Raw genomic sequence first — 26394 nt, forward strand, 5'->3', positions numbered from 1 at the left:
TTTGTGTTTTAAGTATGTGTGTTTAAAGTTAATCACCGAATTACTCGTAATAACAATGAGCTATACTCGTCCATGTGATGAACGTTTGATATGGATATCGAGACACACGAGATGGAATCGAGAAGATCGACAGCACTTTCAATAGCAGTAGTGTTTATTGCTGTTTTTACTTTGTTGTTAGTTACGATGACACCTATCAACGGTGATGTTGCTTTCTTGGTTCACATGGCCAAAAACACGGCGTTATCTAACTTCTACCAGCAGTTTTATGAGGTCAACCCTCCGCTGATCGTCTATCTGTACAAGCTGTTCCTAGTTCCTTACCACCTGGGTTTTCTCAGTGATATCTCTTCGATAAGGCTTGGCACTTCTACCTATCTTTTGGCAGGTGTATGGGTGTGTGCCAAGGTGCTAAGCTACCTTACAAAGGAGCAAAGAGAACCCATGATACTTGCAATTGCACTCAGCCTGTTGATTATCAATCCCCTAATGTTCTCTCAACGTGAACAGTTTATTGCCGCTGGATTAATGGTGTACTTTGCGTTTAGTTACGCTTCTTTCTATACAGCTCATAGCACTGGCCTGAAAGTAATTACGGCGTTTTTTCTAGCTATATCGTTAAGTCTAAAACCTCAATATGGGACAGTGTTTTTGTTAGTAGAAGCCTATTTATGGTTTAGGTATGGCAATGCAAACAAACGCTTGTTTTATATCGCAGTTGTTTCTTATGGTGCACTTTACGTAGCAAGCGTGTATTGGTTCAATGAAGATTACCTGTCAATAATCGTTCCTTGGGCGCGAGAGTACTACTCATCATATTTTAAGGATTTTAGCAATGTCGCAGGTGTGGCCCTACTGTTGCTTGTAACCACAATACCATCGTACCTATATTTACGCGCGTTGAAGTACGATCATAGATGCTTTGAGCTAGGCGCTGTTTTTCTTATTGGTGCCTTGGTCGCATTCGTGTCGGGCAGAACTGCTTTTTCTTACCATCTAATTCCCGCATCCGCATTTAGTTATCTACTCGTAAACCTTTCGCTAATTGTAGGTGTACGATCAATGCTCACGCGCTTTGAGCTAAAACACACCCTTGTTATTACGGTTCTGGGCCCGCTAGTAATATGGCAGTGGCCGTATTTTATGAAAGTGCCTCAGTTCAGTTTAAACAGCTCAGTGTCCAGATTGATGAGCGAATCCCAAGAACTTCATAAAGATATGATTATCGATAAGGATTTGCTTGATTTTTCTGATGCTATTAGAGATGTCTCTTCGCCGGGTGATGGTATTGTGTTCTTAGCATCGAAAGGTATGTACCCGCAGCACTCTATACTGTTACATAATTCGTTAGATTGGGCATCTCGCATGCCAAACTTTTGGCTACTTCCTAACGCGATTGAGCGCAAAAATAAACCTAAACAGAAACAACATATTGCGTGGATTCAAAAAGCAGTTATCGCAGACTTTGAAAAAATGAAACCCAACGTGCTTATAAAAGAAGAATACGACGCAGATAGAAAACCGAAGCATAAACTGGTGCTGCAGACCTTAGAGCAAAGTCCTCCGCTAAAATCCATTATCGACCGTTACCAGTTTGTCTCTTCCCATCGCTACAAGTACTCGGTTTATCACTTGTATGTTTTGAAAGGAGACTAGTCTCATTATCATTATTACTGATGGAACGTACGCCGAGTACTCAAAAAGTGAAGTTGTTTGGCCTCAAGGCGGCCGCGGCTAACATTATCCAATATAAAGCCAACAAATAAACACATGACAGAGATGACTGCTATAGCACTCGCCAAAATAGCAGTTGGAAATTTCGGAACCAAACCCGTCTCAAAAAACTCTTTGATTACCGGTATTCCCAGTACCAAGCTCAAAAAAGCCATGACCAATGATAAGCCGCTGAAAAAGAGCAAGGGTTTCACATCTCTTAGCAGAAACAAAATGAAACCTAAAATTCTAAAGCCATCTTTGAAGGTGCGGAGCTTGCTGCTTGTTCCCTCTGGCCGAGTAGAGTATGAGGTAGGAACTTCTTTCCAAGCAACCCTAGCTTGCAGTGCGTGCACAGTAATCTCGGTTTCGATCTCGAAACCAAGGCTGATAATAGGAAGTGATTTCACAAAGCGACGTGTCATCACACGATACCCAGAAAATACGTCGGTTAGCTTGGCGCCAAAGAACGTATTGACGAGAGTGGAAAAGGCATGGTTTCCCAATATATGCCCTGGTGGGAAAGCTGTCTCAACGTAGCTCCTAGTGCCTGTTACCATATCAAGGTGCTCATTGCGCAGAGTCTGTATCATTGCAGGAGCAGCATTCGCATCATAGGTGTTGTCGCCATCCGTCATTACATAAATATCAGCCTCAACATCCGCGAACATTCTTCGCACAACTTCACCTTTGCCTTGGCGGGGCTCCTTCATCACAGTAGCTCCGTGTGCGCTTGCCTCTCTTACCGAGTTATCCGTCGAGTTGTTGTCGTAAACGTAGATGGTGGCCGATGGTAAAGCTTGTTTAAAAGCATCGATAGTAAGTCCTATCGCTCCCTCTTCGTTGTAACAAGGGATAACGACGGCTACGTTAGGTTCGTTATTCATCATTGTTCAATCCTTTGAGCTGATAAACGGCCAGTCCTTGTTCGTTGCCATCGACATAACTTAGCCATTCGGGAACTTGTCCCGAGAGCAACATATTGACCAAGCTAGTGGGGGGGGTCGCTTTAGCAATCATTGATAGTTGTGGGTCTCGTTTGTCCACTATGATGAGGCTAATGTTCTGTTGTTTAAGGGAGTTGGCAAGAACGGCAGATGTGTGAGTACTGAAGGCTTCAATTGCTTTTGTGTTTCCGTTAACGTTTCTATGGTACGGGCCGGAAATAACCGAGTTTTCAGTGAGCGCTAATATAGGCGATGCAGTCTCTAATGAGGTGAGTATCTTGTGTTCACGAAGCTGATTTTTGTTGAGAACTTCGACGGCATCTAAGCGCCACAAACGGCTCACAGGCGCTTGGCTCGGCTCTGACCCGACCGCCGAGTTATACATAATGGGTACTACTATTGTTGGCATCGCCAACATAAATGGGGTCAAGCGTATAAAGCGAGTCGTAATCTTGCTATACAACGCGTAGATAAGGTTAGCTTGGAGAGGCAGGCTGACCAAAACATAAAAAGGAAGTAACCTCAGTTGCCAAAAAAGAAGTGGCAGTAATAGCAATAAAGCTATCATCCAAAGCCATTTTTGGTGAGTGCTGGTAGTGGTGACTATTGATGCTGTGGTGATAACGATGTAACAGACAGCAATAAGGACAACCGTCAGTTGTCCTCCGGACAGCATATAGGAGATAAGCGGTTTAGCTTCAGAGACGTGATCTAACCAAAAGTAAGAGAGCAATCTAGGGTAGTTTTGATATGGGCTCGCTAACATATCTGGAAATAAAAACAAACTTCCTACAATACATGCGAGTATGAGCGTCAGAGTAAAAAGAACGGAACCTTTCCGTGAGCCTACGATGAAGGTTATTCCCACGACTAAACTAAGCAAAAACAATGGATACGTTGCGACATCGAAAACGGGTTCAAGAATGACTTCCATAGGCTCAAAAATAGTCAAACCCAATAGTCCGACTAAAGCACAGGTGATACCCGTGTAACCCAAGTAAACCCATGAGTAGTCGAGACCACGTTGCTTAGTAAGGAAGCACATACCCGTCAGTAGAGTACAGAAATAAGCGGGTATCGCCTCTAAACCTATGAGCAAGGATGCCGCCATAACGCAGCCGCTAGCCACACCTCTAGATATCGCTGACACCTGCTTATTCTCAGAAAAGGGCACCAGATTCAAAAACAAGATGAACAGTAATAGTTGTAAGTTGTGATGGTCAATATATCCCGGTGCAAATTTAGCATAAACGATTGAAAATGGAGCAAATATGGCCACGATAACAGCAGGATAGAGACCAAATATTTTACTGGTGAGTCTTGCCATTAAATACAAGAGGCCGAGAAAGTACAGGGTAGGGACAAAGAATAGAGACAGTGCAACGGCTAGGGGCTCCGATACAACGTAACCTGTGAGCCAAATTACCAAAGCGACGGGCACGTCAACAATTCTTGACCAGTGCATCACTCGCCCGTCTTCAGGGTTGAATCTTTCTAATGGAAGTTGGTAAAGAGAGGGTGACTGGATAAACGTACTAACTTGATGCAATCTCATGTAATTGTCATTGTCACCAAGATCGCCGTTTAATATGCTTGGGAAGCTGTAGATAAACGCCGTACAAAAAACCACTACCCAAACGACAATTATTATAACGTTTAGGCGGAGGTCAGGCTCAGCTTCTCTGCTTGGGATACGTTCCATCCTCGAAATTCCATTTTTCCTACAGAGTATTCAAACCTTAGAACAGATTATTTTACTTTGTTGCCTCAATAATGAGAACAATCAAATAAATATTACCTTTTAGAATTAGTTTATTTTCAATACACCCTTGAAGTTTCGAAAAGTTCCAGGGCTCATACCGACTTTTCTTTTAAAAACGCGAGAGAAATATGAAACATCATTAAAGCCGCTTTCATAAGCTATGGAGGATATTTGCTTATTATCATCGTTCAATAGCAAGCTCTTTGCATATTCAAGACGTTTGCTGCCTAGATGATCTCGGAAACTGCAGCCGACTTCTCTATGGAATATTCTAGAAAAATACTGTGTGGATAGATGACAGTGCCCAGCGACATCAGATTCTCTGATATTTTTGGTAAAATGCTTTTCGATATAATCTAACGCAGTTGTAATTACATTTGATTCGCAAGAGGAGGATCTATCGACGCTTTCTCTGTGTTGATGAGGCTTTACTTTATCTCGCAAATCACCAGCGTTGCTTTTTGAATCCCCGGTCAGTTGCTCCACCGCGAGCGATGTCTTTTTAAGGGCCTGCGGTGAGTTGATGTCAACATGTGCATACACCAGTTCACTAGTTAGAAAAGCGTCAGGTACGGTTGCATCGTGAAACAGTACTAGTGATTTGGACAGGTTTCTGCAGATTTTGAGGAGCATTAATAATGTTTCGTCATTATCATAACGCTCTGAAAAATAGAAACAAAAATTCTGAGAAGGTTCTGTAATGACTGACACATCTCTATTCACTTCTATGAGATTAAACTTATCACTAAGATAGTCCCGTATAACCTTGGGAAGCAAAATTGTTGGTTTCCCTATCCAATACGCCATTTTCCACTCTCAAAACTGCGACAACACCTGTAAACTATATGATTAGTCTAGTTGCACAGCTCTTTTTTGCCACAAAACATCATAAAAATGACATCTAAACTTAAAATTGTCTCATTACTAATACATTCATCTATAGGCAACTAGTTGATTCATTAAGCTTTCATACTTTTTTTTAAGAACAGTTGGAGTACAGTCAGTTTGTTAGCACATCAAAAATATCCTACATATTATTATGTGAATGATATTATTACTAAACCTAAACCGAGTAAAATGTGTGCATTGCTAATCCTAAAGTTTAGATGCGGCTAAACTATCGTAGACAAAATGTGATTATTTTAATTGGATTGCATGTTAAAACTTTACATAAATAAAGCAAAATACTCCTAACATTTAATTATCTCATCATCTAATTTGAAAGGGCGTTAAGCAAAGACATATGTAAAGGAGAGTATCATGTCATCACTAAAAAACTTATTTAAGGACTTTATGTCAGACGAAGAAGGGCTAACGCTCATCGAATATCTATTAGGCGCCGCGCTTATCATTTTGGCTTTTGCAGCCGCATCGCCATGGACAGCGTTGAAAACAGCTCTAGATAACGTAATTGCTGATGCAGAGGCTGGTGGTTCTTCATAATAAAAATGAAGTCACGTCTAGTTAATTGAGCTATGTGATAGCGACGAGGATATAGGGAGGTAACCATGTCGTCACTCATTAAAACCGTCAAGAACTTTGTTCAAGATGAAGAGGGACTCACTCTTATTGAGTATTTACTAGGAGCTGCGTTAATCATTTTGGCGATGGCAGCAGCGTCTCCTTGGGCCACATTAAAAACTGCTATAGACAATGTTATTGCTGATGCAGAGTCAGGAGGCTCATCATAAAGGGCAGCTGTTTAAACTACAAAGATTGCTTCGTCGATTGGTAATCATTTGTATACGTTAGGTGGGGCTTGGCCCCACCCTTATTACATGGAGGTAGACAATGTATATTGGAATATGGACTGTTCTTTTTATTATTGTCGTTTTTGATGCCAGGGAAAACAGGATCCCAAACAAACTTGTCGGGCTCCTAACGGTCGTGATTATTGCTCATCTGTACAGCTTCTATGGGAGCGTCCTAAGCATTCCTTCTGACCACTTGATTGGGGGGCTAGTAGGGTTCTCAGTGTGTTTTGCACTCTATCTAGGTGGTCTTGTAGGCGCTGGCGACGTCAAGCTTATAGGGTCTATAAGTCTGCTAATTGGTCTTGATGATTTACTCCCGTACGGTGCCGCCGTCATCGTAATAGGTGGAATCCAAAGCACATTCTACTTGGCGCAGAAACTTGCCATGTCACAAGTGAGTCTTGGGCAACATGTGCGCCAATACGTCACACACAACATCTATGGAAGGTTAACCAAAGCGCCAGTGGATGCTATTGAGATGCGAATTCCGTTTGCTCCGGCAATCGTTGCCGCGGTCGCATTGTATCCGATCATGAGCTAGGGGATAAAATAATGAATGCCATTACGTCTGCAGAAAACAAACCTCAGCTTAGTCCTCAAATGGATCCGCCCTCAGTTCCTACGTCGTTAGGCGGGTTGGGTATTCCACAAGTTGTGTTAGAAAATCTTTTGTTGAAACACCTCTCTCATGAAACCAAGGTGGACTTGCTTGGTCTGTCGCAGCTCATGGGTATTAGTACGCAGCTCGTGCAAGAGTTGCTCAATATTCTTAGAAAACGGTCGCTGATAGAAGTATATCAACCTCATACAGAAGGGTACGCACAGGCAGAAAAGCTATCCACTAGCCATATCTTATATGGCCTGTCGGGACAAGGTTTACAAGAAGCCGAACTCGCCTTTCTCAAAGATGCTTATATAGGCCCTGCACCTGTATCTCTATCGGACTATAACCACGTAGTGACAATGCAGGATATTCGGCGAAACAATATCTCATACAACAATGTGGTGCATGCGTTAAGTGGTGTTTACGGTTCTGAGTATATGGTGCCTGTATTAGGGCCTGCGCTCAACTCTGGCCGTGCTTTGCTTCTATACGGCAATTCAGGTACTGGTAAGAGCTATGTCGCCGCACAGCTGTTAAACGCGTTTGACACCTCTGTCTACATTCCTTACTCAGTGTATGCATCAGGAAGTGTCATCAAGGTGTTTTCTGAGCTCCATCATACGAGATTGGACAATAATTCTAGCGCACAAACAATTAGTTTTAGCGAGCAATATGATCGGCGTTGGGCTCTTTGTGAACGCCCCAATATTCAGGTTGGCGGTGAGCTCACAATGGACATGCTTGAAATCAACCATTCTGAGAGTAATCGAGTCTGGATGGCGCCATTGCAGATGCTGGCGAACAATGGCTTGTTGATCATCGATGATTTGGGCAGACAAACTATTCCGGTTGATACTTTGCTCAATCGTTGGATCGTACCGATGGAATATAACGTGGATTACCTGGTACTTCCTAACGGGCAACAGTTCTCAATACCGTTTGTACTTACGCTTGCTTTCTCTACCAACCTCAGTCCACTCGAGATAGCGGATCCCGCTTTCCTAAGACGTCTGGGTTATAAAATCGAGTTTCAACCTCTGGTCGAGGAAACGTATTTAGAGCTCTTCGCTTCTCTTATAGAAACTTACGAGTTATCGATGAGTTCACTCACCACTGAACATCTCTTATTGCTTCACAGGCAATTCAAAGTGCCTTTTTATCCTTGCATTCCCAAGGACATCGTCGGGATATGTAAGGACATTATCAAGTTTGAAGGGAGAGACTCTGAAGTCACAGCAAACGTCTTAGAGGCTTCTTGGAGACTATACTTTACTTCCGATGGATTGGAGGGAATATAAAATGAGTCGTACGCAAGTATTTTTCTTAATGATGTTTTCGTTGGCATTGGGGCTCGCTGCAGTTTTCTTTGCTAAAAAATGGATGGATGATCAGGTTCAACCGGAAGTCGTGACCGAGGTAGTTGAGCGCGAGCCTGTTGTGTTTGTAGAACAGGACATACCTGCAGGAACCATCATCGAAGCCAAACACCTATCAATTAAGTTGTTAGAGAAAGACTGGAAGAATGATGAACATCATTTTGTCGCTCTCGAAGACGTGACCGGCAAGGTTGCCAACTCACCTCTGTATCAGGGTGAAATTCTACACAACTATCGTATCGCTTTACCCGGAGAAGGTTCTACCTTGGCGTCGGTGATTTCAGAAGACAAGAGAGCAATCACAATTCGCGTTAATGATGTCATCGGTGTGGCGGGCTTTCTATTGCCGGGTAACAAAGTCGATGTCATGAATACGGTAAAGCGGGGCAAGACTAGAGCCAATACGACGACTGTTCTTAAAAATATCAAGGTTCTCGCAGTAGACCAAACGGCAAGAACCAATGACAACAAGCCCGTTATTGTGCGCGCAGTAACCCTTGAAGTAACACCGAAAGAAGCCGAAAAGTTACTCACTGCGAAAAGTAGCGGAGAGATCCAGCTCGCCCTTCGCAATCCACAACAAAAAGATAAACCTGTAGCTAAGACGCGTTATGTCGCCCCTCCTAGTGTCACTATTATTAAAGGGACGCAGTCTTCAAATATAAGAGTTAGAGACTAAGGAGATATTATGAAAAGGATTTTCCTCCTCCTCGCGGCCATTGCAATGGCTTTGAACCTTCAAGCGGCTACCCAGAGTGGTAAATACGTCAAGGTTCCGCACCACAAATCTAAAAATGTCATTCTCGCAGGCAAGGCTAAGCGAGTATCTCTGGGGGATCCAGAAGTTTTAGATATTGTTATGCTTCGTTCCAACGAAGTATTCCTCATTGGTAAAAAACTTGGCTCCACCAACCTTATGGCATGGGATAGTCGAGGTAGATTGATTGAATCTATTGACGTAGAAGTAACACACGATCTCAATGGTGTGAAATCCAAGTTGTACGAGTTCCTGCCGAACGAAACGATAGAGGTACACAGCTCGCAAGAGAAGTTAATCCTTAGTGGTCAAGTCAGCAGTCAGGAAGTGATGAATCGTGCTGTTAAGGTCGCGGAGACATTCACTGCTGGTGAAGCAGCAGACGCTGGGACTTCTTCTTCCGACGAGGTTGTAGATAAAACTAATGTTATCAACCTAATGTCAATTGGTGGTGCTCAACAGGTAATGTTGGAAGTGACCGTGGCAGAGGTGCAACGTAGCCTAGTCAGAAGGTTCGATTCTGACTTCCACTTTTTTAACCAGAACGGCAACTTTGGTTGGGGAGCGACTAGTGGAGGTGCCATTATCGATGATGTTGGTGGCGGCATTGGTCCAATTTTCGGTACGCCTGCCATCGATGAAACAGGGCTGTTAGCCACCTTTTTAGACGGCAATACCCTGTTTACTCTAGCACTTGATATAGCGAAAGAGAATGGTGTCGCGAAGGTCCTTGCAGAGCCCAACTTGACCGCACTTAGTGGCTCCAAAGCGGAATTCTTGGCGGGGGGAGAGTTTCCAATTCCGGTGCCAAATAGAGACGGTATCACTGTAGAGTACAAAGAGTACGGTGTAGGTCTCAAATTTGTGCCCACTATCCTTACCGATCAGAAGATCAATCTGGTGTTGTCTGTTGATGTCAGTGAAATCGCGAACTCTGGTTCACTTACGCTAGATCCAATAGAAACGAATGCGACGTATGTTATCCCGCCAATTACCAAGCGAACCGCAGCTTCGACACTTGAACTTGCTGATGGTCAGACTATTGGTATCGCCGGGTTACTCAGCGAGAACGTTAGAGATGTCTCTTCAAAATTGCCTGGTGTGGGTGATATTCCCGTCTTAGGACAACTATTCAACAGCCAAGAGTTTATCTCTGGTGAGACTGAGCTTGTTATTCTTGTTACCCCTCGTTTGGCTCGTCCGATTGATCGAAGCCAAGTGGTGTTGCCAACAGACGCGTTCGTCAAGCCCAACGACTGGGAATACTATCTGCTAGGTCAAGGGTCTTACATCGCAGAAATGGACCCTGCTAGTACTGCTTACCAGCCAGCAACACCTCAAGAAGTACCTTCTACTCAAGGTGGTTCAGAAGGAACATTTGGACACGATCTATAAGGGAATGGGAGAAGAACATGAGACTACTTACATTACTGTGCTGTGGTTTAGTGATGGTTGGATGCGCCAATAACGCGCCACTGGGCTATTCAGTGGCGAAAGTTAGACACGCGCAAACCTATGATCATGGTGCGACAGAGCGCAACAAAAATGTGCTTCCAACAGGCACAGGGGCTCGTATGCAGGTTGCCTATGATGCTTATGTTGATCAGTCTGCCTACGATGGCGAAGCTGAGAAAGTTCTTGGTAAAGAACTAGTTCAAGAAAGACGTACTTCTAACAATTAACGATTGTTAGTGGGGAGGTGTAGTATGGTTAAACAACGTAAAAGCCAAAGATCAATGGGGAAACAGAAAGGACTTACACTGATACTAATCACAATGGTATTAGTGGTGTTTTTGGTCTTCGCTGCATTTGCCGTAGATGTTAACCATGCGCTCCTCAGTAAGACTAGGCTACAAAACGGTGTAGATGCAGCGGCATTGGCAGCAGCAGTAAAGGTTAGCGCTGGTGAAACTGATGCAACTGCCCAAGCGACGGCAATCCAGACTATCAGTACGATGTACACGGCATCTGGTAATACAGAGATATCAGTCCCCAGCGGTTCAATAAATGTGCAATTTTCAAATGATCCTCAGGACTTCTCCTCTTCTTACAACGCAGCGTTGGATACTTACGTACGGGTTTCCGTTGCGGATGTGCCTCTCAACTCTTACTTTTTAAGCTATTTTGGCTTTGATAAAGCAGGGGCTGCTTCGGCTGTAGCTGGTCCTAGCTCTACCATCATTAATGCGTGCAACGTGGTACCTATGGCTGTGTGTGCGGATACGACAAGTGGTGCAAATGATTTTTTAGGGTATGAATTTCAAACGGTCTATGAGCTCAAAGTCGCTGATAAGAACTCAACTGAGATGGGGCCTGGAAACTTCCAACTACTCGACTTTGGCGCAGGTGGTGCGGATGTTCGTGAGTACTTGGCTGGAGGGTTCAACGGTTGTGTTGATATCACAAGTACAGTAACCACGAAGCCGGGAGCAAGTATTGGTCCTGTAGGGCAAGGCCTCAATACACGTTTCGGTGATTATTCAGGTGGCGGTGTGTCCGCTGCAGACTATCCACCTGACGTTTACGTTAAAGAGCCCACTACACTAGCTTCTACTGATAGCGAGGGCAACGTTGTTTACGATAACGCATGGAACTATGCCGATTACGAAACCGAATCAGTGGCGTGTACAGGTTCAGTTAGTGGTGATTGCACTGATGGGGAAGGTGGTAGACGAATCTTACCAGTTCCGATGGTTGATTGTGCAGGCGCTACTGGGGGGACGACGGTTCTGCCATTAACAGCCGTTGGGTGCTTTTTCTTACTTCAAAAGGCACCAGATAACAACGGTGCAAAAGATGGTGTTTATGGAGAGTTCATTGAAGACTGTACGATTACCAATGGCAGCACTGGTGTAAACCCGAGTTCAGAAGGTATTTTTAGGATCCAGCTCTATCGTGATCCATTGAGCGGGGAGTCTTGATATGTACACAGCGAAAAGCAAGCAGAAAGGACTAGCCGCGGTAGAGTTCGCACTGATATCGCCGTTAATTATTGTCTTTATGGCATTGTATGTTGAAGTCGGCAGCATGTTCATTGACTACCAAACGTTAAATAAAGCCGTTCGCAATGGTGCGCGCTATGCTGTGACTAGTATCTATGGTACGGCGACAACTCAGCAAATTGCCCCTGTTGCCGAGATCCAAAATATGGTTGTGTATGGTCGCAACCCAGCGGTCGGTAATGCTCTGCTCCCTGGTCTAGTGGTAGACAGCGTGACGGTAAGTCATGTTAGTGACGTTGTGACGGTCACGGCTAATTACAACTATCAACCTTATTTCGCAACGCTACCATTTGTTGGCGTCGATATGAGTGTGAACTTCTCGGCCTCTGCTGTTATGGAGACGGGACTATGAAGAAACTATCCAAAAATGGCCAGAAAGGTATCACAATCATAGAGTTCACTATGATTTTGCTCGGTGCCCTTATCATGATGTTTGCGGCATTTGAGTTTGGACGGTACATCTTTTCGATGCAGATGTTAAACGAAATGTCCCGGAAAGCGGCTCGTTTGGCCGTGGTCTGTTCGATATCTGACAGAGATGATATTGCCGATCTTCCTGAGGTAACAGAGAACCGCCCTGTAGGATTTGTGGCTAGTAATTTATCGATAGAGTACGTCGACAATACCGGTGCAACTGTTAACGTCGACAACTTTTCTACCCTATCAGAGGATGATCAGAACGTTATTTTGTCTCAAGTTCGATTCGTTAGGGCAGAAATCACTAATTACCAGTTTCAGTTTTTCCCATTATTGTCTTTTATTGGTAATGCAGGGGCGATTAACACACCGAGCTTCCCGACGATATTACCAATAGAAAGCTTGGGGATAGTTAGACCAAATGCCGGATCTGCGAATGGAACCATTGAAGACTGCTAGGGAGAGCAAAATGGGTGAACCAGTACCAATCAATCGCGACAATCTAGAAAGCGTACAGTACTCACTTCGTACTAACCTGCACGTATGGGTATTTAATGTTACCGATGAATTTCGACGTCACATAACACGCGAGTTAAGTAAAAGTATTAATACTGTCGTCGAGACCATGAGTTTAAATCTAGTGAGTGAGGAGTCATTGAGTCCTTTGCATGCCCCCGATGTTATTTTTGTAGAGGCTAAACAGGGTTGGGCAGCAAAAGTCGCAGAGATTCAGAATTACAGCTTACCATTTGGTGAGATTGATACCTCACTTATTGCATTTGGTGATGAGCAAGATAGCAGCGCATTGAGGACAGCGCTAAGAGTAGGCGCATCTGACTATCTCAGTGAACGATGTACCATGATCGATTTGCTGCCTTTGCTCAAGCAAATGGCCGATCAAAAAATAGTAAGCCGTCAGATGGGAGAGTTGTTCCTGTTTGTTAATGCAAAAGGGGGCAACGGAGCTTCGACAATTGCAATGAATGTGGCTATTGAGCTTGCAGAGAACAACCCAGGAGACGTGCTCCTCATTGATATCGACACCCAGTTCGGCCTGATGTCAGAGTATCTAGATTTAGCTCCGAAGTACGGAATGTTAGACGCCATCGATATTCTTTCTGAACTCGATGAGTCTTCATTGAATAGCCTTGTGACGGTTTATGACGGAAAACTTCATACTATAGGCTTTGCCAATGGCCAAGGTGAAGCTGCAATGAGCAAGATTGATCAAATACAGAAAATTGTCCCATTGTTCCGACAATTCTATAAATACATCATTATCGATTATTCACGTGGGATTGAGCCAACTTTTGCCAACTTAGTAACACCAGCGACTCGAGTCTTTTTAGTGCTTCAACAGAACTACATGTCACTCAAGAACGCCAACAACTTGGTTAAATCTCTTAAGTTCGAGTTTGGTCATAGCGAAGAATCAATAGAACTCATCGTGAATCGCTACGAGAAGAGCCAATCGATAACTGTCAAAGACATCGAGAATACAATTCCCAAAGTAGACATTCAGATGATTCCGAATGATTACAAGGTTGCAAACGAGAGCGCCAACTTAGGTAAACCGGTGATCAACTTCAAAAAACGCAGTGCGATCAGTAAAGCACTTCAAAAGTTTTCTGGCTCGTTGCAACCGGAAGATGAGAGTAAAAAAGGATGGTTGTCTAAGCTATTTAAATAGGGAACCTAAGGAAGGGTAGACCATGCTATTTCGTAGAAAAAACATTAATCCAGATTTTGAAAAGCGTGCCAACACGTCAGATCAAACCAACTTTGATGTCGAGCCTGTTGAGCAAGTTGAACAAATCGTTGAGAGCAATGATGACCTGGTCATGGAAGAGCAAGTTGTCAAACAGCGAGCGGTAGCGGAAGCGCGAAAACAGCTCGAACAAGACTTAGAAGTAAAACACTACTTCCACAAAAAGCTCCTCGAGACGCTAGACCTTGGCTTGCTGTCAAGTCTTGACGAAGAGACCGCCAAAAAAGAACTGCATCTCGCCGTCCAAACTTTGATGAATGACGATAATGAGCACCCTTTAAGTCATGAAGGGCGCAAGCGTGTTCTTGGTCAAATTGAAGACGAGGTGTTTGGATTAGGGCCTCTTGAGCCACTGTTAAAAGATACATCTGTGTCCGATATTTTGGTTAACGGTAGCAAGAATGTGTACGTGGAGCGTCGAGGTAAACTTGAGAAAACACCCTATACCTTCCTCGATGATCGTCATCTAAGAAACATCATCGATAGAATTGTTAGCCTAGTAGGGCGTCGTATCGATGAAGCCTCTCCAATGGTGGATGCGCGCCTGCAAGACGGCTCTCGTGTCAATGCCATCATTCCTCCCTTGGCCATTGATGGACCTTCAGTGTCAATCCGTCGATTTGCCGTAGACAGACTTACCATGGATAACTTATTAGAGCTAAACTCGTTGTCCCCGCAAATGGCGAAATTTATCCAAGGTGCTGTCCGCGGTGAAATGAACATCCTGATATCCGGTGGTACCGGTTCCGGTAAGACGACCACGCTGAATATATTTTCTGGGTTCATTCCTGAAGACCAACGCATTATCACCATAGAAGATTCAGCCGAACTCCAATTACAACAGCCTCACGTTATTCGTCTCGAAACGCGACCTTCCAATTTAGAGGGCAAGGGCGAAATAACCCAGAGAGAACTCGTGAAAAACTCACTTCGTATGCGACCAGATAGAATTGTTGTTGGTGAGGTTCGTGGTAGTGAAGCCGTAGATATGCTTTCCGCAATGAATACCGGTCATGATGGCTCTCTTGCGACGATTCACGCCAACACACCGCGAGACGCGTTGAGTCGCGTAGAAAACATGTTCTCTATGGCAGGTTGGAACATTTCTACTAAGAACCTGCGTTCACAGATAGCCTCCGCTATTCATCTTGTGGTGCAAATGGAGCGACAAGAAGATGGTAAGAGACGCATGGTGAGTATCCAAGAGATCAATGGCATGGAAGGCGAAGTCATCACCATGTCTGAAATTTTTAAATTTGAGCGTCAAGGAATGGACAAACAGGGTAACGTGATTGGTGCCTATTCGGCGACTGGCGTTGTACCTGAATGTCATGCTGGCTTAGTCAAGCGTGGAATTGACCTTCCATTTGAGCTGTTCAATGAGCTCAAAGAGGGTTAAGGAGCAATTATGAACGTTGATGCGACCCTTTTCTTCATTCTCCTGTTTGTATCGATATTTCTGATCTCACAGGCGTTAATTTTGCCTGCTGCAGGTCAAAGGGCAAAGCACCAAGAGCTTGCAAAACGCCTCAAGAAAACAAAATCGAACATCGATAGCGAAAGTGTCAATCTGTTGAAAGAGCATTACAACAAATCTCTGTCACCACTCGATCGAAAACTGGTAGAGATGCCTTACTTCGCTAATTTGAAGAAAATGCTTGAACTTGCCGGAATCAATATGGGGCTCGGGGATATTATCGGAAGAAGCTTAATCGGTTGTTTGGTCTTGATTGTCCTCGGACTGTTTTTCTCTGTGCCTTGGTATTTTATTGTTATCGGCTGTGCTTTGCTACTGATGGCAGTGGCCTATGTAGTTAACTGGAAGATATCAAGGCGGCTGGCAAAGTTCGAAGAACAGCTACCAGAGGCATTAGACATTATTCGTCGTATGTTGCAAGCAGGTCAACCACTTACGCAAGCTTTCAAAGAAGTTGGCGATGAATTACCTAACCCAGCAGGAGAGGAGTTCAAGAACACCTTTAACTTACTTAATTTTGGCTATGACACTAAGGTCGCTATTTTGAATATGGCAGATCGCGTTCCAACAGTGTCAATGCTTGCCTTCTCATCGGCTGTTCTGCTGCAGAAAGATACCGGTGGTAACCTTTCTGAGAACTTGCACAAGGTGTCGGAAGTGCTGAGAGCACGCTTTAAACTGGCTAGGAAGATAAAGACACTGTCAGCAGAGAGTCGATTGTCTGCCTGGATATTGGTATTAGCCCCTTTTGTATTGTTTGGCGGCTTAACAATAGTAAATCCAGAATATGTCGACCCCTTATACACGGATCCGCGAGGACTCAAAATCATTGGGCTAGGAATGATAAGTCTGGTGTTGGGAGCCTTCTGGATTCGTAAAGTAGTCAATGTGGAGGTGTAGGTCATGGAAGAGCTACTCAATAGTTTTACAGGACTCACTGACTTTAGCGCATCACGGGGACAACTCATGTTGCTTGGTGTTCTCGTAGCCGTCACCTTATCCGTGTTTTGCTTAGGGTTTGTCTTTAGCGGTGTACGTTCAAACATAAACCGTCGGGTCGATGAGTTAAGTAACCCTGAGCAAAAGAGACAGAGTAGTAAAGTAAGAGACACCCTAGAGTCTATTTCGCCGATCTATATGCCAAAGAGTGGTAAAGAGCGGGAAAATATCAGACATCAACTCATGCACGCCGGTATGCACCACAAAAGTGCGATAGCTAACTTCTATGCCATAAAGTTGCTTTGTTTTGTAGTAGGGGCGGTGATTGCTGGTGTGATTTATCTGACGGTGGATAATTCAGCGATGGTCAACTTTTACATGGCAAGTGTTTTATTTGTGGGCCTGTTTTTACCTAACATTATTCTTAGAAAAAAAGCGAAGGCTCGCCAAAACAAGATCAGGCGCGGTATCCCCGATGCACTAGACTTATTAGTGGTATGTACAGAGTCCGGTTTGGGTTTTCTATCTGCATTAAGAAGAGTTGCCGACGAGATATACATCTCACACCCGGAGCTAGGTGATGAGCTTGAAACAATTTGCGTCAAGGTAAAAGCCGGGGGTAGAGATACCTAAAGCGTTTGAGGAAATGATAGTCAGGACTGGGCTGACCGAGCTTGCGGGCCTAGTGAGTATGCTATCCCATGCCTCGCGCATTGGTGGTTCTATTTCCGATACGTTACGAGAGTACACAGAAGATTACCGTGATAAGCGTAACCAGGCTGCAGAAGAGATAGCTGCCAAAATACCAACGAAAATGATGTTCCCGATGTTCCTGTTCATATGGCCATGTTTCTTTATCGTGGCAATTGGACCATCGGTTCTAATTATACTCAAAAACTTTGAGTAAGGAGTTTGTAATGAAGGGATTCAAACTAGTGATTATCGGCTTGATGTTATTGGGTATTCAAGCTTGTACCTCGACGAAGGAGCCGACATACGATACGTCACTCTATCAAGGTCGACCGATCGACACTTTGACTCAGGGACCACCTCCAGAATCTGAGGTGGAAGCTATCCAACGCGGTGATGCTGCGCTCAATGCCAGTAATGTAGATCTGGCGTTATATGAGTACATTCGATCCTTGTCGTTTAGTCCGACAAACTATAAAGATAAGACGCTGTATACAATAGGGCAAATCCACCTTTCGCGAGGGAACAATGATCTGGCCGAAAGAGCGTTCTTAATGTCTGTGGATGAAAACCCGAATAATGCCGCTGCGCTTCAGCAGCTGGGAAATCTCTATACACAGTTAGGACGCACTGACGAGGGTGAAAGCTACTTTCTGCGCTCTGTGAATGCTGACCAAATCCGGTTGGGTTCGAAGGCGATGATAGATTACAACAGTTTATCTGTGGCAAGTGTTGAGTCGCTGCAGGTAGACTCGCAGTCTCCAGCCATTTCTTACATGGGACTGGGGATATTAGCGGATGTTGAAAACCGTTACGATATTGCTCGGGTACTTTATGACAAGGCGCTCACTGCGGCCCCCAATTCAACGAAAGCTCTGATTAATATGGGATACTCCTATTACATGTCCGGTGACAATACCACTGCAGCTAGGTACACACAAAAAGCACTGAAAAGGGAGCCAAACAACGAAAAGGCTCAAAATAATATGGCTCTGATTTATCTTGCTCAAGGACAGGAGAACCAAGCACTCAACATGTTCGACAGACATATGGAGAGGCATGAAGCACTCAACAATGTAGGATACTTCTTGATGCTCAAAGGCAAACCAGAGCGCTCAATTCCGTACTTTCAGCAAGCGATTGATGCGAAACCATCATACTACAAATTGGCAAATGACAACTTGGATCGAGCTTTAGCAGAGGTTCGTGTTAAGGAAGTTATCGTCACAAGTAACTAAGTCTTACTCGCGACGATACAAGCGGCTGAGTAAGGATGCTTGGCCGCTTTTTCTTTGTCTGGAGAACGATCAAAAAAGAGAGTGGTCACCACTCTCTTTCCAATCGTTACATGCAGCTTAGAATTCAACGTTGGTATCTTCGTTTACCACAACGGGTACATCGGTTATTACATCGTAAATTGTAAAGCCAGCCGCAACGGGATCAGAATCCTCCTCACCATCATCATGCTGCGCAGTACAGGTGTAGCCTAAATTGTAACTGCCAGCATCAAGGAAACCAAACGCGAACTCATAGACATCCTGAGCGTTCTTATCGCCGACTGACGCTGAGGTAATAGGTTTGACTAAGTCAGTGCCGCCAATTGGTGCCATGTTTTCGAGAGTAGTACCACTCTCATATAGATACACTGATTGAACCGCCGCATCAGATACAGGGTCATTACAGCTAGTAAACTTGTCGGCTGTGATCGTTCCTTTAATGTTGCCGGTTTCAGCGGTGTTGATTAGGGTGATGGAAGTTCTCTGGATGGTGTAATTTGGGAAAGTAGATTGGTTTTTGAGACCTCGACGCAAATCGAACTCAATGGCGTAATTGTTAGTTTGCTGGTTGATAGTAAAGGACTTATTGAAGAATAGGACACCAGCGTTTGATTCTCTCCCGACTCCCTGAGGACACGTACCTTCGCCTTTCACAGTTAATTCTAAAGTTAGGTCATCATCGCTGTCTGGATCATCTTTAATCACGTATGAAGGGTGAGTCGGATGGTCACCGTCATTGGCAAACACACACATCTGATACTCGCCTACGTTGACAATTTCATCCTCTAAGAGAGGCATGACGTTGTCTCCTTGATAATCGAGCAGATTGACGCTAATTGGCACGGGATCTTCCCCGTCGGGGATAGGGTTGCCTTCCTCGTCAACAGGATTGCCTTCGTCATCGGTGAGATAAACATCGAATACTCGCGGCGCGTCACCACCTTGAGAGAGTAGGGCTACTTTTCCAAAGGTGACGACAACTTCTTTAACGTCGTCAACAGGGGCATCAGTGACGCTAAGCGTCAAAGGTGCAGTAGCGGTGCCAGACCCTGAATCGCCACCGCAGCTGACAAGAGCTAGCGATACCAAGCCAGCAATTGCACTAATTTGTAAGGTCTTCATAACTTTAGTCCTTAGCTATTCAATGAAAAATTCCATTGAGGTTAGTCGTCGTCTTTGTCTTTGTTCTTCTTGTCGTGTCCTTTGCCTGGGTTGTCATCACCGTGCACACTGCGGTTTTCACCTTTGCCTTTGTGAGAGCCTTTTGAATCAGACTCGCAATCCTCAGAGCGCAGTGTCATTACCTCACCCTCTATCTTTCGGCAATCCTCGCTGATCTCCATTCGATCGCCTTTGATGGTGACGTCAGCGTGAGCCATGGGAAGTGAAAACAAAAGGGCTAGGGATAAGGGGAGAAGTGTTTTCATTCGAACCTACCTGTCGTTAGTAAAATGCATCATTGCAGTTGTCATCCTTTAGTTTAGTTGTGAATAAACTAACTGCTCGGGAGAAACGTCATCGCCAATTGTCGAATACCACAAATGAGACACTTACTTTGTACCCATCACGTGTTGTTATGACTGTGGTTACATAGCTTAGTGAGCATATTTGGAAGCGAGTAAGCAAATATGACGTTAAAACTAATAATTTGAATTTCCATCACTCTGCTTTGACATAGCTTCTCTGAATTAATCGTTAAATCCGTCAGTAAGAAAATCACTGACAGAATCACAGGAAAAAAAATGAAAACACGTCTAACAGCGCTTGCTGTGCTTACTTCAACGTTATTGGTCGGTTGTGGATCTGAAGAGACAGCCGCACCTATAACAACTGGCAAACTAAACCTAGGTGTGTCTGACGCACCAGTTGATGATGCGATGGAAGTGGTTTTGGGTTTCAAAGATGTGGTACTTGTACCGATTGACCCACAAAGTGGCGCGAAAACAGGTGACCCAATTGCTCTGGACGTGAGCGGCGAAGATGAAGAGCTGCGCCAGATTGACTTGATGGAGTATCAAGGTAGCAATGCGGAGACCATCGTCAGAGATTATGAAATCCCGACGGGTCATTACGCATTGTGCCTGTATGCAAAAGACGGCTTAACGGCTGATGACACGACCTCTTATGTGCGAAAGACTGATGGCAATTTAAAGGGGCTGGTGGTTCCAAACAAAGGCAGTTGTTTAGGTTATAAGCCAGATGATAAAGACCAGGGCACGTTAGTTTTCGCAAAGCCAAGTGAATCGATTGAAATCATGGCTGGCTTTAATAGCTATATTGTTGAGTTTGATTTGCGAAAAGCGCTGACTGACCCTACGGGTAAAGAGCATATGTTGATGAACCGAAATGGTGTCGCACTAGTTAATGCTTCAGAATCAGGACACATTCGCGGCAAAGTGGATACTATGCAGTATCAAGCGTGTGAAGCGGATAGTGCATCCTATAACGCGATCGGCGGCGCTGAGCCCGTCCACGCGGTTTACCTGTATGCGGGTGAGATGGATCGTACTACTATGGGAGATGTAGGTTCAGAAAGCGAGCGTGTAGCACCTGTATCAGTCGCAAACGTTAACGAAAGTGTCGACCAAGACAACAACACAGTCTATGAGTACGAGTTTGGTTACGTTGGTCCAGGTAGCTATTCAATCGGCTACACCTGTACCGCTTATATTGACCAACCAGAAACAGAAGAAACTGCAGAAGATGGCTTCTTGATCTATCAACACTATGTGCCTGTTGAGGTTAAGGAAGGCGAGTTTACAGAGCAGGACATTACGCCAATTCTGTAGAGGTTGAACTATCGAGTTAGCAAAGCGGGAACACATTGTGTTCCCGCTTTAGTATGTGAACTGAGTGATTTTAGTCTTACGTGAGGGTTGATTCAGTTAAAACCACTTAAGCTTGTCATGCAGCTGAGTCACGCTACCGACAACAATTAACGCGGGGCTTTCTGCTTCACTAGCCATCTGCGGTAGTGTATTAAGTGCTCCCTGGAAAACACGTTGCTCTTTGCGCGTTCCATTCTCGATGACCGCACACGGCGTGTTTTCATCAAGACCATGGGTAATCAGCTTGTCAGTAATGCGACCGCTTTGTTTCAAACCCATGTAGAATACGAGCGTGTTGTTTGATTGAGCCAGTGAGCTCCACTCAATCTCACGACCATCTTTTTGCACGTGACCAGTAATAAACTGTACGCTTTGCGCATGGTCACGGTGAGTAAGGGGAATCCCTGCATACGCCGTTGCTCCGGCAGCTGCTGTGATGCCCGGAACGACTTCAAAGTTGATACCGTTTTCTGCCAGTGTTTCTAGCTCTTCGCCGCCACGGCCAAAGATAAATGAATCGCCACCCTTAAGGCGAACCACCTTATGACCTTCTTTGGCTTTCTCTACCAAGATCTGGTTGATCTGATCTTGTGGAACACAGTGATAGTCGAGCTTCTTACCCACATAGATCATCTCTGCATCAGGTTTTGCCAGCGAAAGGATATCTTTGGATACGAGTCTATCGAAAACGACTACATCCGCAGACTGAATCACGCGATATCCTTTCACTGTCAAAAGATCAGGGTCTCCAGGCCCCGCACCGACTAATGAAACAAAGCCGGCATTTAAAGATGTGTGATTAGTGGTCATAAGCTACGCCTATCAAATCAGAATTTGGATATAAAAGAGTGGCACTTGCCAGTACGACTTTTTATAGCCAAAGAGGCATAAGACCTCACCTTGAAGGTGAGGTCTTATTAATACTATTTCGCGCTTAGAGCTGGTTCAGCTTGCACTTGTTCTTCTGTTTCAGCAGAGATTGAGGGTGCAGTTTTAGCGTGAGTTAGGTAAAGCGGGATACAAGTCATGATTAGACCGCCAACGATGTTACCTAGGATGGTAGGGATAAGGTTGAAGTTCAACCATGTCATTACACCGAAGTCCGCACCTAGAATCATACCAAGTGGGAATAGGAACATGTTTACTACTGTGTGCTCGAATACTAGAGCGAAGAAGATGAAGATTGGGAACCACATCATAGCTACACGACCAGCAACAGTGCGCGCTGTCATGTTGCCAATTACACCTAGACAAACCATCAGGTTACAGAAGATGCCGCGAACGAAACAGGTGATCCATCCGTCCATACCCATGTTCTCAAAGCCAAGGCTACGAGCTGTAGATACGGCAATGAACTTCTGCGCTACCGCGTTTAGCTCAAGAGAGAAGTTACCCGTTAATGATACAGCCACTAGGTAAGCAACAATCAGAGAACCGATAAGGTTACCAAGGCCTACTAGACCCCAGCAGCGGAAGATACGACCCCAAGTGATACCAGGACGATTTTCAAATTTTGCTAGTGGAGCAAGACCGAAAACACCCGTTACTAGGTCATAACCCATCACACTCAGAATAACGAAACCAACAGGGAACACGAGTGCGCCAACAACACCCATACCTGTTTGTACGATAGTCGTGATAGCTACCACAACCGCCAGTGACAGAATCACACCTGCCATCGTTCCGCGTAGTAGTAGATCGCGAGTGCTGGTTTTGGTTTTCGCTTCACCAACGTCGATCATAGTTTGCACGAATTGTGCTGGTTTAAAATCAGTAGACATCATGTCTCTCCAACAAAGTTTAAATATAAAAGTTAAGATTGAATAGTGATAGGGGCTAGGGTGGCTAACCCCTATAGGCTATTCATTCTCATATGAACCCCGTCATCTCCTTGAAAAAGGAGACCTCCGACAGCGAGTCACTCGCTTCATGAGATCCTCGTTTTCACGAGGATGACGGCATTCAATTTTATGCAGAAATCTCTACCGCACCTTTAGTTACACGCGCTTTGTAAGCCTTCACGCTAAAGCGCTCATCTTCCATACATGCGCCAGTAGTTAGGTTAAAGCGTTGCTTCTTAAGCGGGCTTGCAACCCAAAGTTCACCTTGGTGTTCAACAATCAAACCACGTGATAGCACGTTAGATTGATAGAACGGGTCCATATTGCTGATAGCGCGGACTTCTTCTGCTGCACTTGGGCGGAAAACCGCTACCTGCTGACCGTCAATCAATGCACAAACACCTGTGCCTGGGACGATATCTTGGATGTCACATATTTTTGAAATGCCATGATTACTTCTCCAGCTCAACGTGTAGGATGTCGCCTTTCGCTTCAGGGTGTTTCTCAGTGAATGTCGCTGGACGGTGTTGGTCACGCTCTTGAACGAAAACCACATTGTCGTCGCGTAGGTCACTGTTAATGAAGTGAGCAAAGCGTGTAAGCTGAGACTCGTCTTCAATCGTGTTCTTCCACTCACAGCTGTAATCGCCCACTAGACGTTGAACGTCAGCTTCAAGCTGCTCGTTGATGCCAAGTTTGTCTTCAACGATAACTTCACGTAGGTAGTCCACACCACCTTCCATGTTTTCCATCCATACAGAGGTGCGTTGTAGTGGCGCAGCCGTGCGGATGTAGAACATCATGAAGCGGTCGATGTATTGAATCAGCGTTGCTTCGTCTAGATCAGAAGCCAGTAGGTCTGCGTGACGAGGTTTCATACCGCCGTTACCACACACGTACATGTTCCAACCTGCGTCAGTTGCGATGATGCCAAGGTCTTTACCTTGTGCTTCTGCACACTCACGAGTACAACCAGACACACCAAACTTCATCTTATGAGGAGTACGGATACCTTTGTAACGGTTCTCGATACGAGAGCCTAAACCAACAGAATCCTGAACGCCGTAACGACACCAAGTAGAGCCTACACACGTTTTCGCCATGCGAAGTGCTTTTGCGTACGCTTGACCTGTCTCGTAACCCGCTTCAATCAGCTTCTTCCAGATAGCTGGAAGGTCGTCTTTTTGCGCGCCGAATAGACCGATACGTTGTGCACCCGTGACTTTAGTGTAAAGGTTGTATTCTGCAGCTACTTCAGCCAGCACTTTTAGCGCTTGAGGTGTGACTTCACCGCCAGCCATACGTGGGATAACTGAGTAAGTACCGTCTTTTTGGATGTTACCTAGGAAGTTATCGTTGGTATCGTGCAGCTTCACTAGCTCAGGCTTAAGGATGTGGTCACCCCAGCAAGACGCTAGGATAGAGCCTGCAAGTGGCTTACATACTTCACAGCCGTAACCAGTACCGTGCTTCTCAAGCAGCTCCTCGAAGGTCTTGATTTCGCCGATACGTACTAGGTGGAACAGCTCTTGACGAGAGTAAGCAAAGTGCTCACACACATCGTTCTTAACTTCGATTCCAGATTTGGCAAGTTCAGCATTTAGAACTGAAGTCACAAGAGGGATACAACCACCACAGCCAGTGCCTGCGCCAGTCACCGCTTTGATGTCGCCAATGGTGTGGTGACCTTGGGCAACTGCCTCTGCAATCTTGCCTTTCGTTACGTCAAAGCACGAACAGATAACTGCTGACTCAGGAAGCGAATCTGCACCTAGCGTCGGCTTTTCAGCACCAGCGTGTGCTGGAAGAATAAGTGCATCAGGGTGCTCTGGTAGGTCGATTTCGTTCAACATTAGCTGAAGTAGGTCGCCGTAGTCAGAAGTATCCCCAACCATTACCGCACCAAGAAGCTTCTTATTGTCCTCAGAAACGATAAGACGCTTATACACTTCTTGCTCTTCGTTTTGGTAAACGTAGCTCTTACAGCCAGGAGTACGACCGTTAGCGTCACCAATTGAGCCTACCTTCACGCCAAGAAGCTTAAGCTTCGCAGACATGTCAGCACCTTCGAATTTGCTGTCGTTACCTACAATGTGGTCAACAGCAACCGTTGCCATCTTGTAGCCAGGCGCTACTAGACCGTAGAACGTTTCGTTCCAAGACGCACATTCACCAATCGCGTAGATGTTTTCATCAGACGTTTGGCAGAAGTCGTTGATAGCAATACCGCCACGAGGTGCGATATCTAGTTTCATTTCGCGAGCAAGTTTGTCTTGAGGACGGATGCCGGCAGAGAACACGATGAAGTCAGTTTCTAGTTCAGTGCCATCAGCAAAGCGCATTACGTTACGTGCTGTTTTGCCTTCAGGAGCGATTTCTAGCGTGTTTTTGCTGGTGTGAACGTTCACGCCCATGCTTTCAATTTTTGAACGAAGCTGATTACCGCCAGCTTGGTCTAGCTGTTCTGCCATTAGCTTTGGAGCGAACTCAACCACGTGAGTTTCTACCCCCAGTGCTTTCAGTGCACCAGCAGCCTCAAGGCCTAGCAGACCACCACCGATAACTACGCCGCTCTTGCTCTTCTTAGCGGTTGCTTCGATAGCTTTTAGATCTTCGATAGTACGGTAAACAAAACAGTCTTTGCTTTCGTTGCCTTTGATAGGCGGTACAAATGGGAAAGAGCCAGTCGCTAGGATGAGTTTGTCGTATTTGATTTCACGACCAGTGCTGGAATATACGATGTGGTTTTCACGGTTGATGTTGATAGCGCGTTCGCCAATCAATACCTTGATGCCGTGTTTTTCGTAAAAACCTTCTTTGACGAGTGAAAGTTCGTCAGCAGTGTGGTGCGAAAAGTAAGAAGAAAGGTGCACACGGTCGTACGCAACGCGGGGTTCTTCGCAGAAAACAGTGACTTCATAGTTCGCCATATCCGCTTTCTCGACGAGGTCCTCGAGATAGCGATGGCCAACCATGCCGTTTCCTACTACGACAAGCTTCATCTTGCTCATTATTAATACCTAAGGGTTATTATCGAATCTACGCGCATTGTTAAATGTGAAAGAAAATTAAAACATGATGTAAATCAATTACAGAATTAAACTATCCTAAAGGGGTAGGTGAGGTGGGTAGATATCGTACATCACTATATTTTTCTACAAAACCTATCGGAAAATACAATGGTGCGTAAATGTTTGGTAGCAAAATAGTTGCTGGTCGTGGTGGGTTTTGTAAATGGTTCT

At 44.9% G+C, this 26394-nt stretch carries 24 protein-coding genes and 2 pseudogenes; 17 read left to right on the forward strand and 9 right to left on the reverse strand.

Annotation, left to right across the window (positions count from 1 at the left end):
- Positions 1 to 90: 90 nt before the first annotated feature.
- Positions 91 to 1656 carry a hypothetical protein gene (locus AC6I8Y_RS07345; RefSeq protein WP_498021287.1) on the forward strand — a complete coding sequence of 522 codons (1566 nt, stop codon included), beginning with the start codon at positions 91 to 93 and terminating at the stop codon, positions 1654 to 1656.
- 14 nt (positions 1657 to 1670) lie between these two features.
- Here the strand turns inward: AC6I8Y_RS07345 and AC6I8Y_RS07350 are convergent, their stop codons facing one another.
- From AC6I8Y_RS07350 to AC6I8Y_RS07360, 3 genes are all read right to left on the reverse strand, one after another.
- A complete protein-coding gene (locus AC6I8Y_RS07350) occupies positions 1671 to 2600 on the reverse strand; it encodes a glycosyltransferase family 2 protein (RefSeq protein ID WP_498021456.1) in 930 nt (309 codons plus the stop codon).
- Positions 2593 to 4362: a hypothetical protein gene (locus AC6I8Y_RS07355; protein ID WP_498021288.1), complete on the reverse strand. Its 1770-nt coding sequence runs from the start codon at positions 4360 to 4362 to the stop codon at positions 2593 to 2595. Before AC6I8Y_RS07355 ends, AC6I8Y_RS07350 begins: the two co-directional genes overlap by 8 nt.
- Before the next feature lie 105 nt (positions 4363 to 4467).
- The gene (locus tag AC6I8Y_RS07360) at positions 4468 to 5229 is read right to left on the reverse strand and encodes a helix-turn-helix domain-containing protein (protein WP_498021290.1); all 762 of its coding nucleotides are present in this window, start codon (positions 5227 to 5229) and stop codon (positions 4468 to 4470) included.
- 453 nt (positions 5230 to 5682) lie between these two features.
- On the opposite strand from AC6I8Y_RS07360, the gene AC6I8Y_RS07365 reads away from it, so the two are divergent.
- The 15 genes and pseudogenes from AC6I8Y_RS07365 to AC6I8Y_RS07435 all read left to right on the forward strand — a co-directional run bounded on the left by AC6I8Y_RS07365 (position 5683) and on the right by AC6I8Y_RS07435 (position 18444).
- Positions 5683 to 5865: a Flp family type IVb pilin gene (locus AC6I8Y_RS07365; protein WP_394152172.1), complete on the forward strand. Its 183-nt coding sequence runs from the start codon at positions 5683 to 5685 to the stop codon at positions 5863 to 5865.
- A 65-nt stretch (positions 5866 to 5930) separates the two neighbouring features.
- Positions 5931 to 6113, forward strand: a complete 183-nt coding sequence (locus AC6I8Y_RS07370; RefSeq protein ID WP_498021292.1) for a hypothetical protein — start codon at positions 5931 to 5933, stop codon at positions 6111 to 6113.
- 100 nt (positions 6114 to 6213) lie between these two features.
- The gene (locus AC6I8Y_RS07375; RefSeq protein ID WP_498021294.1) at positions 6214 to 6717 is read left to right on the forward strand and encodes an A24 family peptidase; all 504 of its coding nucleotides are present in this window, start codon (positions 6214 to 6216) and stop codon (positions 6715 to 6717) included.
- 11 nt (positions 6718 to 6728) lie between these two features.
- The gene (locus tag AC6I8Y_RS07380) at positions 6729 to 8078 is read left to right on the forward strand and encodes a DUF8689 domain-containing protein (protein WP_394152177.1); all 1350 of its coding nucleotides are present in this window, start codon (positions 6729 to 6731) and stop codon (positions 8076 to 8078) included.
- A 1-nt stretch (position 8079) separates the two neighbouring features.
- Positions 8080 to 8835 (forward strand): Flp pilus assembly protein CpaB, encoded by a 756-nt coding sequence (cpaB, locus tag AC6I8Y_RS07385; RefSeq protein WP_394152179.1) that lies wholly within the window; start codon positions 8080 to 8082, stop codon positions 8833 to 8835.
- Positions 8836 to 8844: 9 nt separating this feature from the next.
- Positions 8845 to 10308 (forward strand): type II and III secretion system protein family protein, encoded by a 1464-nt coding sequence (locus AC6I8Y_RS07390; protein WP_394152181.1) that lies wholly within the window; start codon positions 8845 to 8847, stop codon positions 10306 to 10308.
- Positions 10309 to 10325: 17 nt separating this feature from the next.
- Positions 10326 to 10595: a hypothetical protein gene (locus tag AC6I8Y_RS07395; protein WP_394152183.1), complete on the forward strand. Its 270-nt coding sequence runs from the start codon at positions 10326 to 10328 to the stop codon at positions 10593 to 10595.
- Between the two features lie 24 nt (positions 10596 to 10619).
- Complete coding sequence (locus AC6I8Y_RS07400; RefSeq protein WP_394152185.1) at positions 10620 to 11834, forward strand: pilus assembly protein TadG-related protein; 1215 nt, start codon at positions 10620 to 10622, stop codon at positions 11832 to 11834.
- A gap of 1 nt (position 11835) precedes the next feature.
- Complete coding sequence (locus AC6I8Y_RS07405) at positions 11836 to 12267, forward strand: TadE/TadG family type IV pilus assembly protein (RefSeq protein ID WP_394152186.1); 432 nt, start codon at positions 11836 to 11838, stop codon at positions 12265 to 12267.
- Positions 12264 to 12791 carry a TadE/TadG family type IV pilus assembly protein gene (locus AC6I8Y_RS07410; RefSeq protein WP_394152188.1) on the forward strand — a complete coding sequence of 176 codons (528 nt, stop codon included), beginning with the start codon at positions 12264 to 12266 and terminating at the stop codon, positions 12789 to 12791. Before AC6I8Y_RS07405 ends, AC6I8Y_RS07410 begins: the two co-directional genes overlap by 4 nt.
- A 10-nt stretch (positions 12792 to 12801) precedes the next feature.
- Positions 12802 to 14022 carry an AAA family ATPase gene (locus tag AC6I8Y_RS07415; protein WP_394152190.1) on the forward strand — a complete coding sequence of 407 codons (1221 nt, stop codon included), beginning with the start codon at positions 12802 to 12804 and terminating at the stop codon, positions 14020 to 14022.
- A gap of 178 nt (positions 14023 to 14200) precedes the next feature.
- Positions 14201 to 15499 (forward strand): annotated as a pseudogene (locus AC6I8Y_RS07420) (TadA family conjugal transfer-associated ATPase); the annotation flags it as partial.
- A 9-nt stretch (positions 15500 to 15508) separates the two neighbouring features.
- A complete protein-coding gene (locus AC6I8Y_RS07425) occupies positions 15509 to 16477 on the forward strand; it encodes a type II secretion system F family protein (protein ID WP_394152192.1) in 969 nt (322 codons plus the stop codon).
- Between the two features lie 3 nt (positions 16478 to 16480).
- Positions 16481 to 17423: pseudogene (locus AC6I8Y_RS07430) on the forward strand (type II secretion system F family protein).
- A gap of 10 nt (positions 17424 to 17433) precedes the next feature.
- A complete protein-coding gene (locus AC6I8Y_RS07435) occupies positions 17434 to 18444 on the forward strand; it encodes a tetratricopeptide repeat protein (protein WP_394152196.1) in 1011 nt (336 codons plus the stop codon).
- 117 nt (positions 18445 to 18561) lie between these two features.
- Here AC6I8Y_RS07435 and AC6I8Y_RS07440 read toward each other — a convergent pair whose 3' ends face one another.
- Both AC6I8Y_RS07440 and AC6I8Y_RS07445 read right to left on the reverse strand, forming a co-directional pair.
- Positions 18562 to 19605 carry a DUF4382 domain-containing protein gene (locus tag AC6I8Y_RS07440; protein ID WP_394152198.1) on the reverse strand — a complete coding sequence of 348 codons (1044 nt, stop codon included), beginning with the start codon at positions 19603 to 19605 and terminating at the stop codon, positions 18562 to 18564.
- A gap of 41 nt (positions 19606 to 19646) precedes the next feature.
- Positions 19647 to 19910, reverse strand: a complete 264-nt coding sequence (locus AC6I8Y_RS07445; protein WP_394152200.1) for a CG2 omega domain protein — start codon at positions 19908 to 19910, stop codon at positions 19647 to 19649.
- A gap of 315 nt (positions 19911 to 20225) precedes the next feature.
- Here AC6I8Y_RS07445 and AC6I8Y_RS07450 point away from each other — a divergent pair, with 315 nt between their 5' ends.
- Entirely contained in the window at positions 20226 to 21272 is a 1047-nt protein-coding gene (locus AC6I8Y_RS07450; RefSeq protein WP_394152202.1) for a DUF4382 domain-containing protein, read from the forward strand.
- A 96-nt stretch (positions 21273 to 21368) separates the two neighbouring features.
- Here the strand turns inward: AC6I8Y_RS07450 and cobA are convergent, their stop codons facing one another.
- The 4 genes from cobA to nirB form a co-directional block, all read right to left on the reverse strand.
- Positions 21369 to 22121, reverse strand: a complete 753-nt coding sequence (gene cobA, locus AC6I8Y_RS07455; protein ID WP_234493830.1) for a uroporphyrinogen-III C-methyltransferase — start codon at positions 22119 to 22121, stop codon at positions 21369 to 21371.
- Between the two features lie 113 nt (positions 22122 to 22234).
- Positions 22235 to 23092, reverse strand: a complete 858-nt coding sequence (locus AC6I8Y_RS07460; RefSeq protein WP_234496088.1) for a formate/nitrite transporter family protein — start codon at positions 23090 to 23092, stop codon at positions 22235 to 22237.
- Positions 23093 to 23279: 187 nt separating this feature from the next.
- Positions 23280 to 23597, reverse strand: a complete 318-nt coding sequence (gene nirD, locus AC6I8Y_RS07465) for a nitrite reductase small subunit NirD (RefSeq protein ID WP_498021459.1) — start codon at positions 23595 to 23597, stop codon at positions 23280 to 23282.
- 7 nt (positions 23598 to 23604) lie between these two features.
- Entirely contained in the window at positions 23605 to 26163 is a 2559-nt protein-coding gene (gene nirB / locus AC6I8Y_RS07470; protein WP_252014333.1) for a nitrite reductase large subunit NirB, read from the reverse strand.
- Positions 26164 to 26394: the final 231 nt, after the last annotated feature.

This window comes from Vibrio sp. KUL78 (assembly GCF_059725505.1).

Bases quoted from the DNA above. Each gene is read 5' to 3' on its own strand.
- AC6I8Y_RS07440 (WP_394152198.1), bottom strand. From the start codon at position 19,605: ATGAAGACCTTACAAATTAGTGCAATTGCTGGCTTGGTATCGCTAGCT.
- nirB (WP_252014333.1), bottom strand. From the start codon at position 26,163: ATGAGCAAGATGAAGCTTGTCGTAGTAGGAAACGGCATGGTTGGCCAT.
- AC6I8Y_RS07365 (WP_394152172.1), top strand. From the start codon at position 5,683: ATGTCATCACTAAAAAACTTATTTAAGGACTTTATGTCAGACGAAGAA.
- AC6I8Y_RS07375 (WP_498021294.1), top strand. From the start codon at position 6,214: ATGTATATTGGAATATGGACTGTTCTTTTTATTATTGTCGTTTTTGAT.
- cpaB (WP_394152179.1), top strand. From the start codon at position 8,080: ATGAGTCGTACGCAAGTATTTTTCTTAATGATGTTTTCGTTGGCATTG.
- AC6I8Y_RS07460 (WP_234496088.1), bottom strand. From the start codon at position 23,092: ATGTCTACTGATTTTAAACCAGCACAATTCGTGCAAACTATGATCGAC.
- AC6I8Y_RS07425 (WP_394152192.1), top strand. From the start codon at position 15,509: ATGAACGTTGATGCGACCCTTTTCTTCATTCTCCTGTTTGTATCGATA.
- AC6I8Y_RS07400 (WP_394152185.1), top strand. From the start codon at position 10,620: ATGGTTAAACAACGTAAAAGCCAAAGATCAATGGGGAAACAGAAAGGA.
- AC6I8Y_RS07390 (WP_394152181.1), top strand. From the start codon at position 8,845: ATGAAAAGGATTTTCCTCCTCCTCGCGGCCATTGCAATGGCTTTGAAC.
- AC6I8Y_RS07435 (WP_394152196.1), top strand. From the start codon at position 17,434: ATGAAGGGATTCAAACTAGTGATTATCGGCTTGATGTTATTGGGTATT.
- cobA (WP_234493830.1), bottom strand. From the start codon at position 22,121: ATGACCACTAATCACACATCTTTAAATGCCGGCTTTGTTTCATTAGTC.
- AC6I8Y_RS07355 (WP_498021288.1), bottom strand. From the start codon at position 4,362: ATGGAACGTATCCCAAGCAGAGAAGCTGAGCCTGACCTCCGCCTAAAC.
- AC6I8Y_RS07370 (WP_498021292.1), top strand. From the start codon at position 5,931: ATGTCGTCACTCATTAAAACCGTCAAGAACTTTGTTCAAGATGAAGAG.
- AC6I8Y_RS07405 (WP_394152186.1), top strand. From the start codon at position 11,836: ATGTACACAGCGAAAAGCAAGCAGAAAGGACTAGCCGCGGTAGAGTTC.
- AC6I8Y_RS07345 (WP_498021287.1), top strand. From the start codon at position 91: ATGGATATCGAGACACACGAGATGGAATCGAGAAGATCGACAGCACTT.
- AC6I8Y_RS07450 (WP_394152202.1), top strand. From the start codon at position 20,226: ATGAAAACACGTCTAACAGCGCTTGCTGTGCTTACTTCAACGTTATTG.
- AC6I8Y_RS07350 (WP_498021456.1), bottom strand. From the start codon at position 2,600: ATGAATAACGAACCTAACGTAGCCGTCGTTATCCCTTGTTACAACGAA.
- AC6I8Y_RS07395 (WP_394152183.1), top strand. From the start codon at position 10,326: ATGAGACTACTTACATTACTGTGCTGTGGTTTAGTGATGGTTGGATGC.
- AC6I8Y_RS07415 (WP_394152190.1), top strand. From the start codon at position 12,802: ATGGGTGAACCAGTACCAATCAATCGCGACAATCTAGAAAGCGTACAG.
- AC6I8Y_RS07445 (WP_394152200.1), bottom strand. From the start codon at position 19,910: ATGAAAACACTTCTCCCCTTATCCCTAGCCCTTTTGTTTTCACTTCCC.
- AC6I8Y_RS07360 (WP_498021290.1), bottom strand. From the start codon at position 5,229: ATGGCGTATTGGATAGGGAAACCAACAATTTTGCTTCCCAAGGTTATA.
- AC6I8Y_RS07410 (WP_394152188.1), top strand. From the start codon at position 12,264: ATGAAGAAACTATCCAAAAATGGCCAGAAAGGTATCACAATCATAGAG.
- AC6I8Y_RS07380 (WP_394152177.1), top strand. From the start codon at position 6,729: ATGAATGCCATTACGTCTGCAGAAAACAAACCTCAGCTTAGTCCTCAA.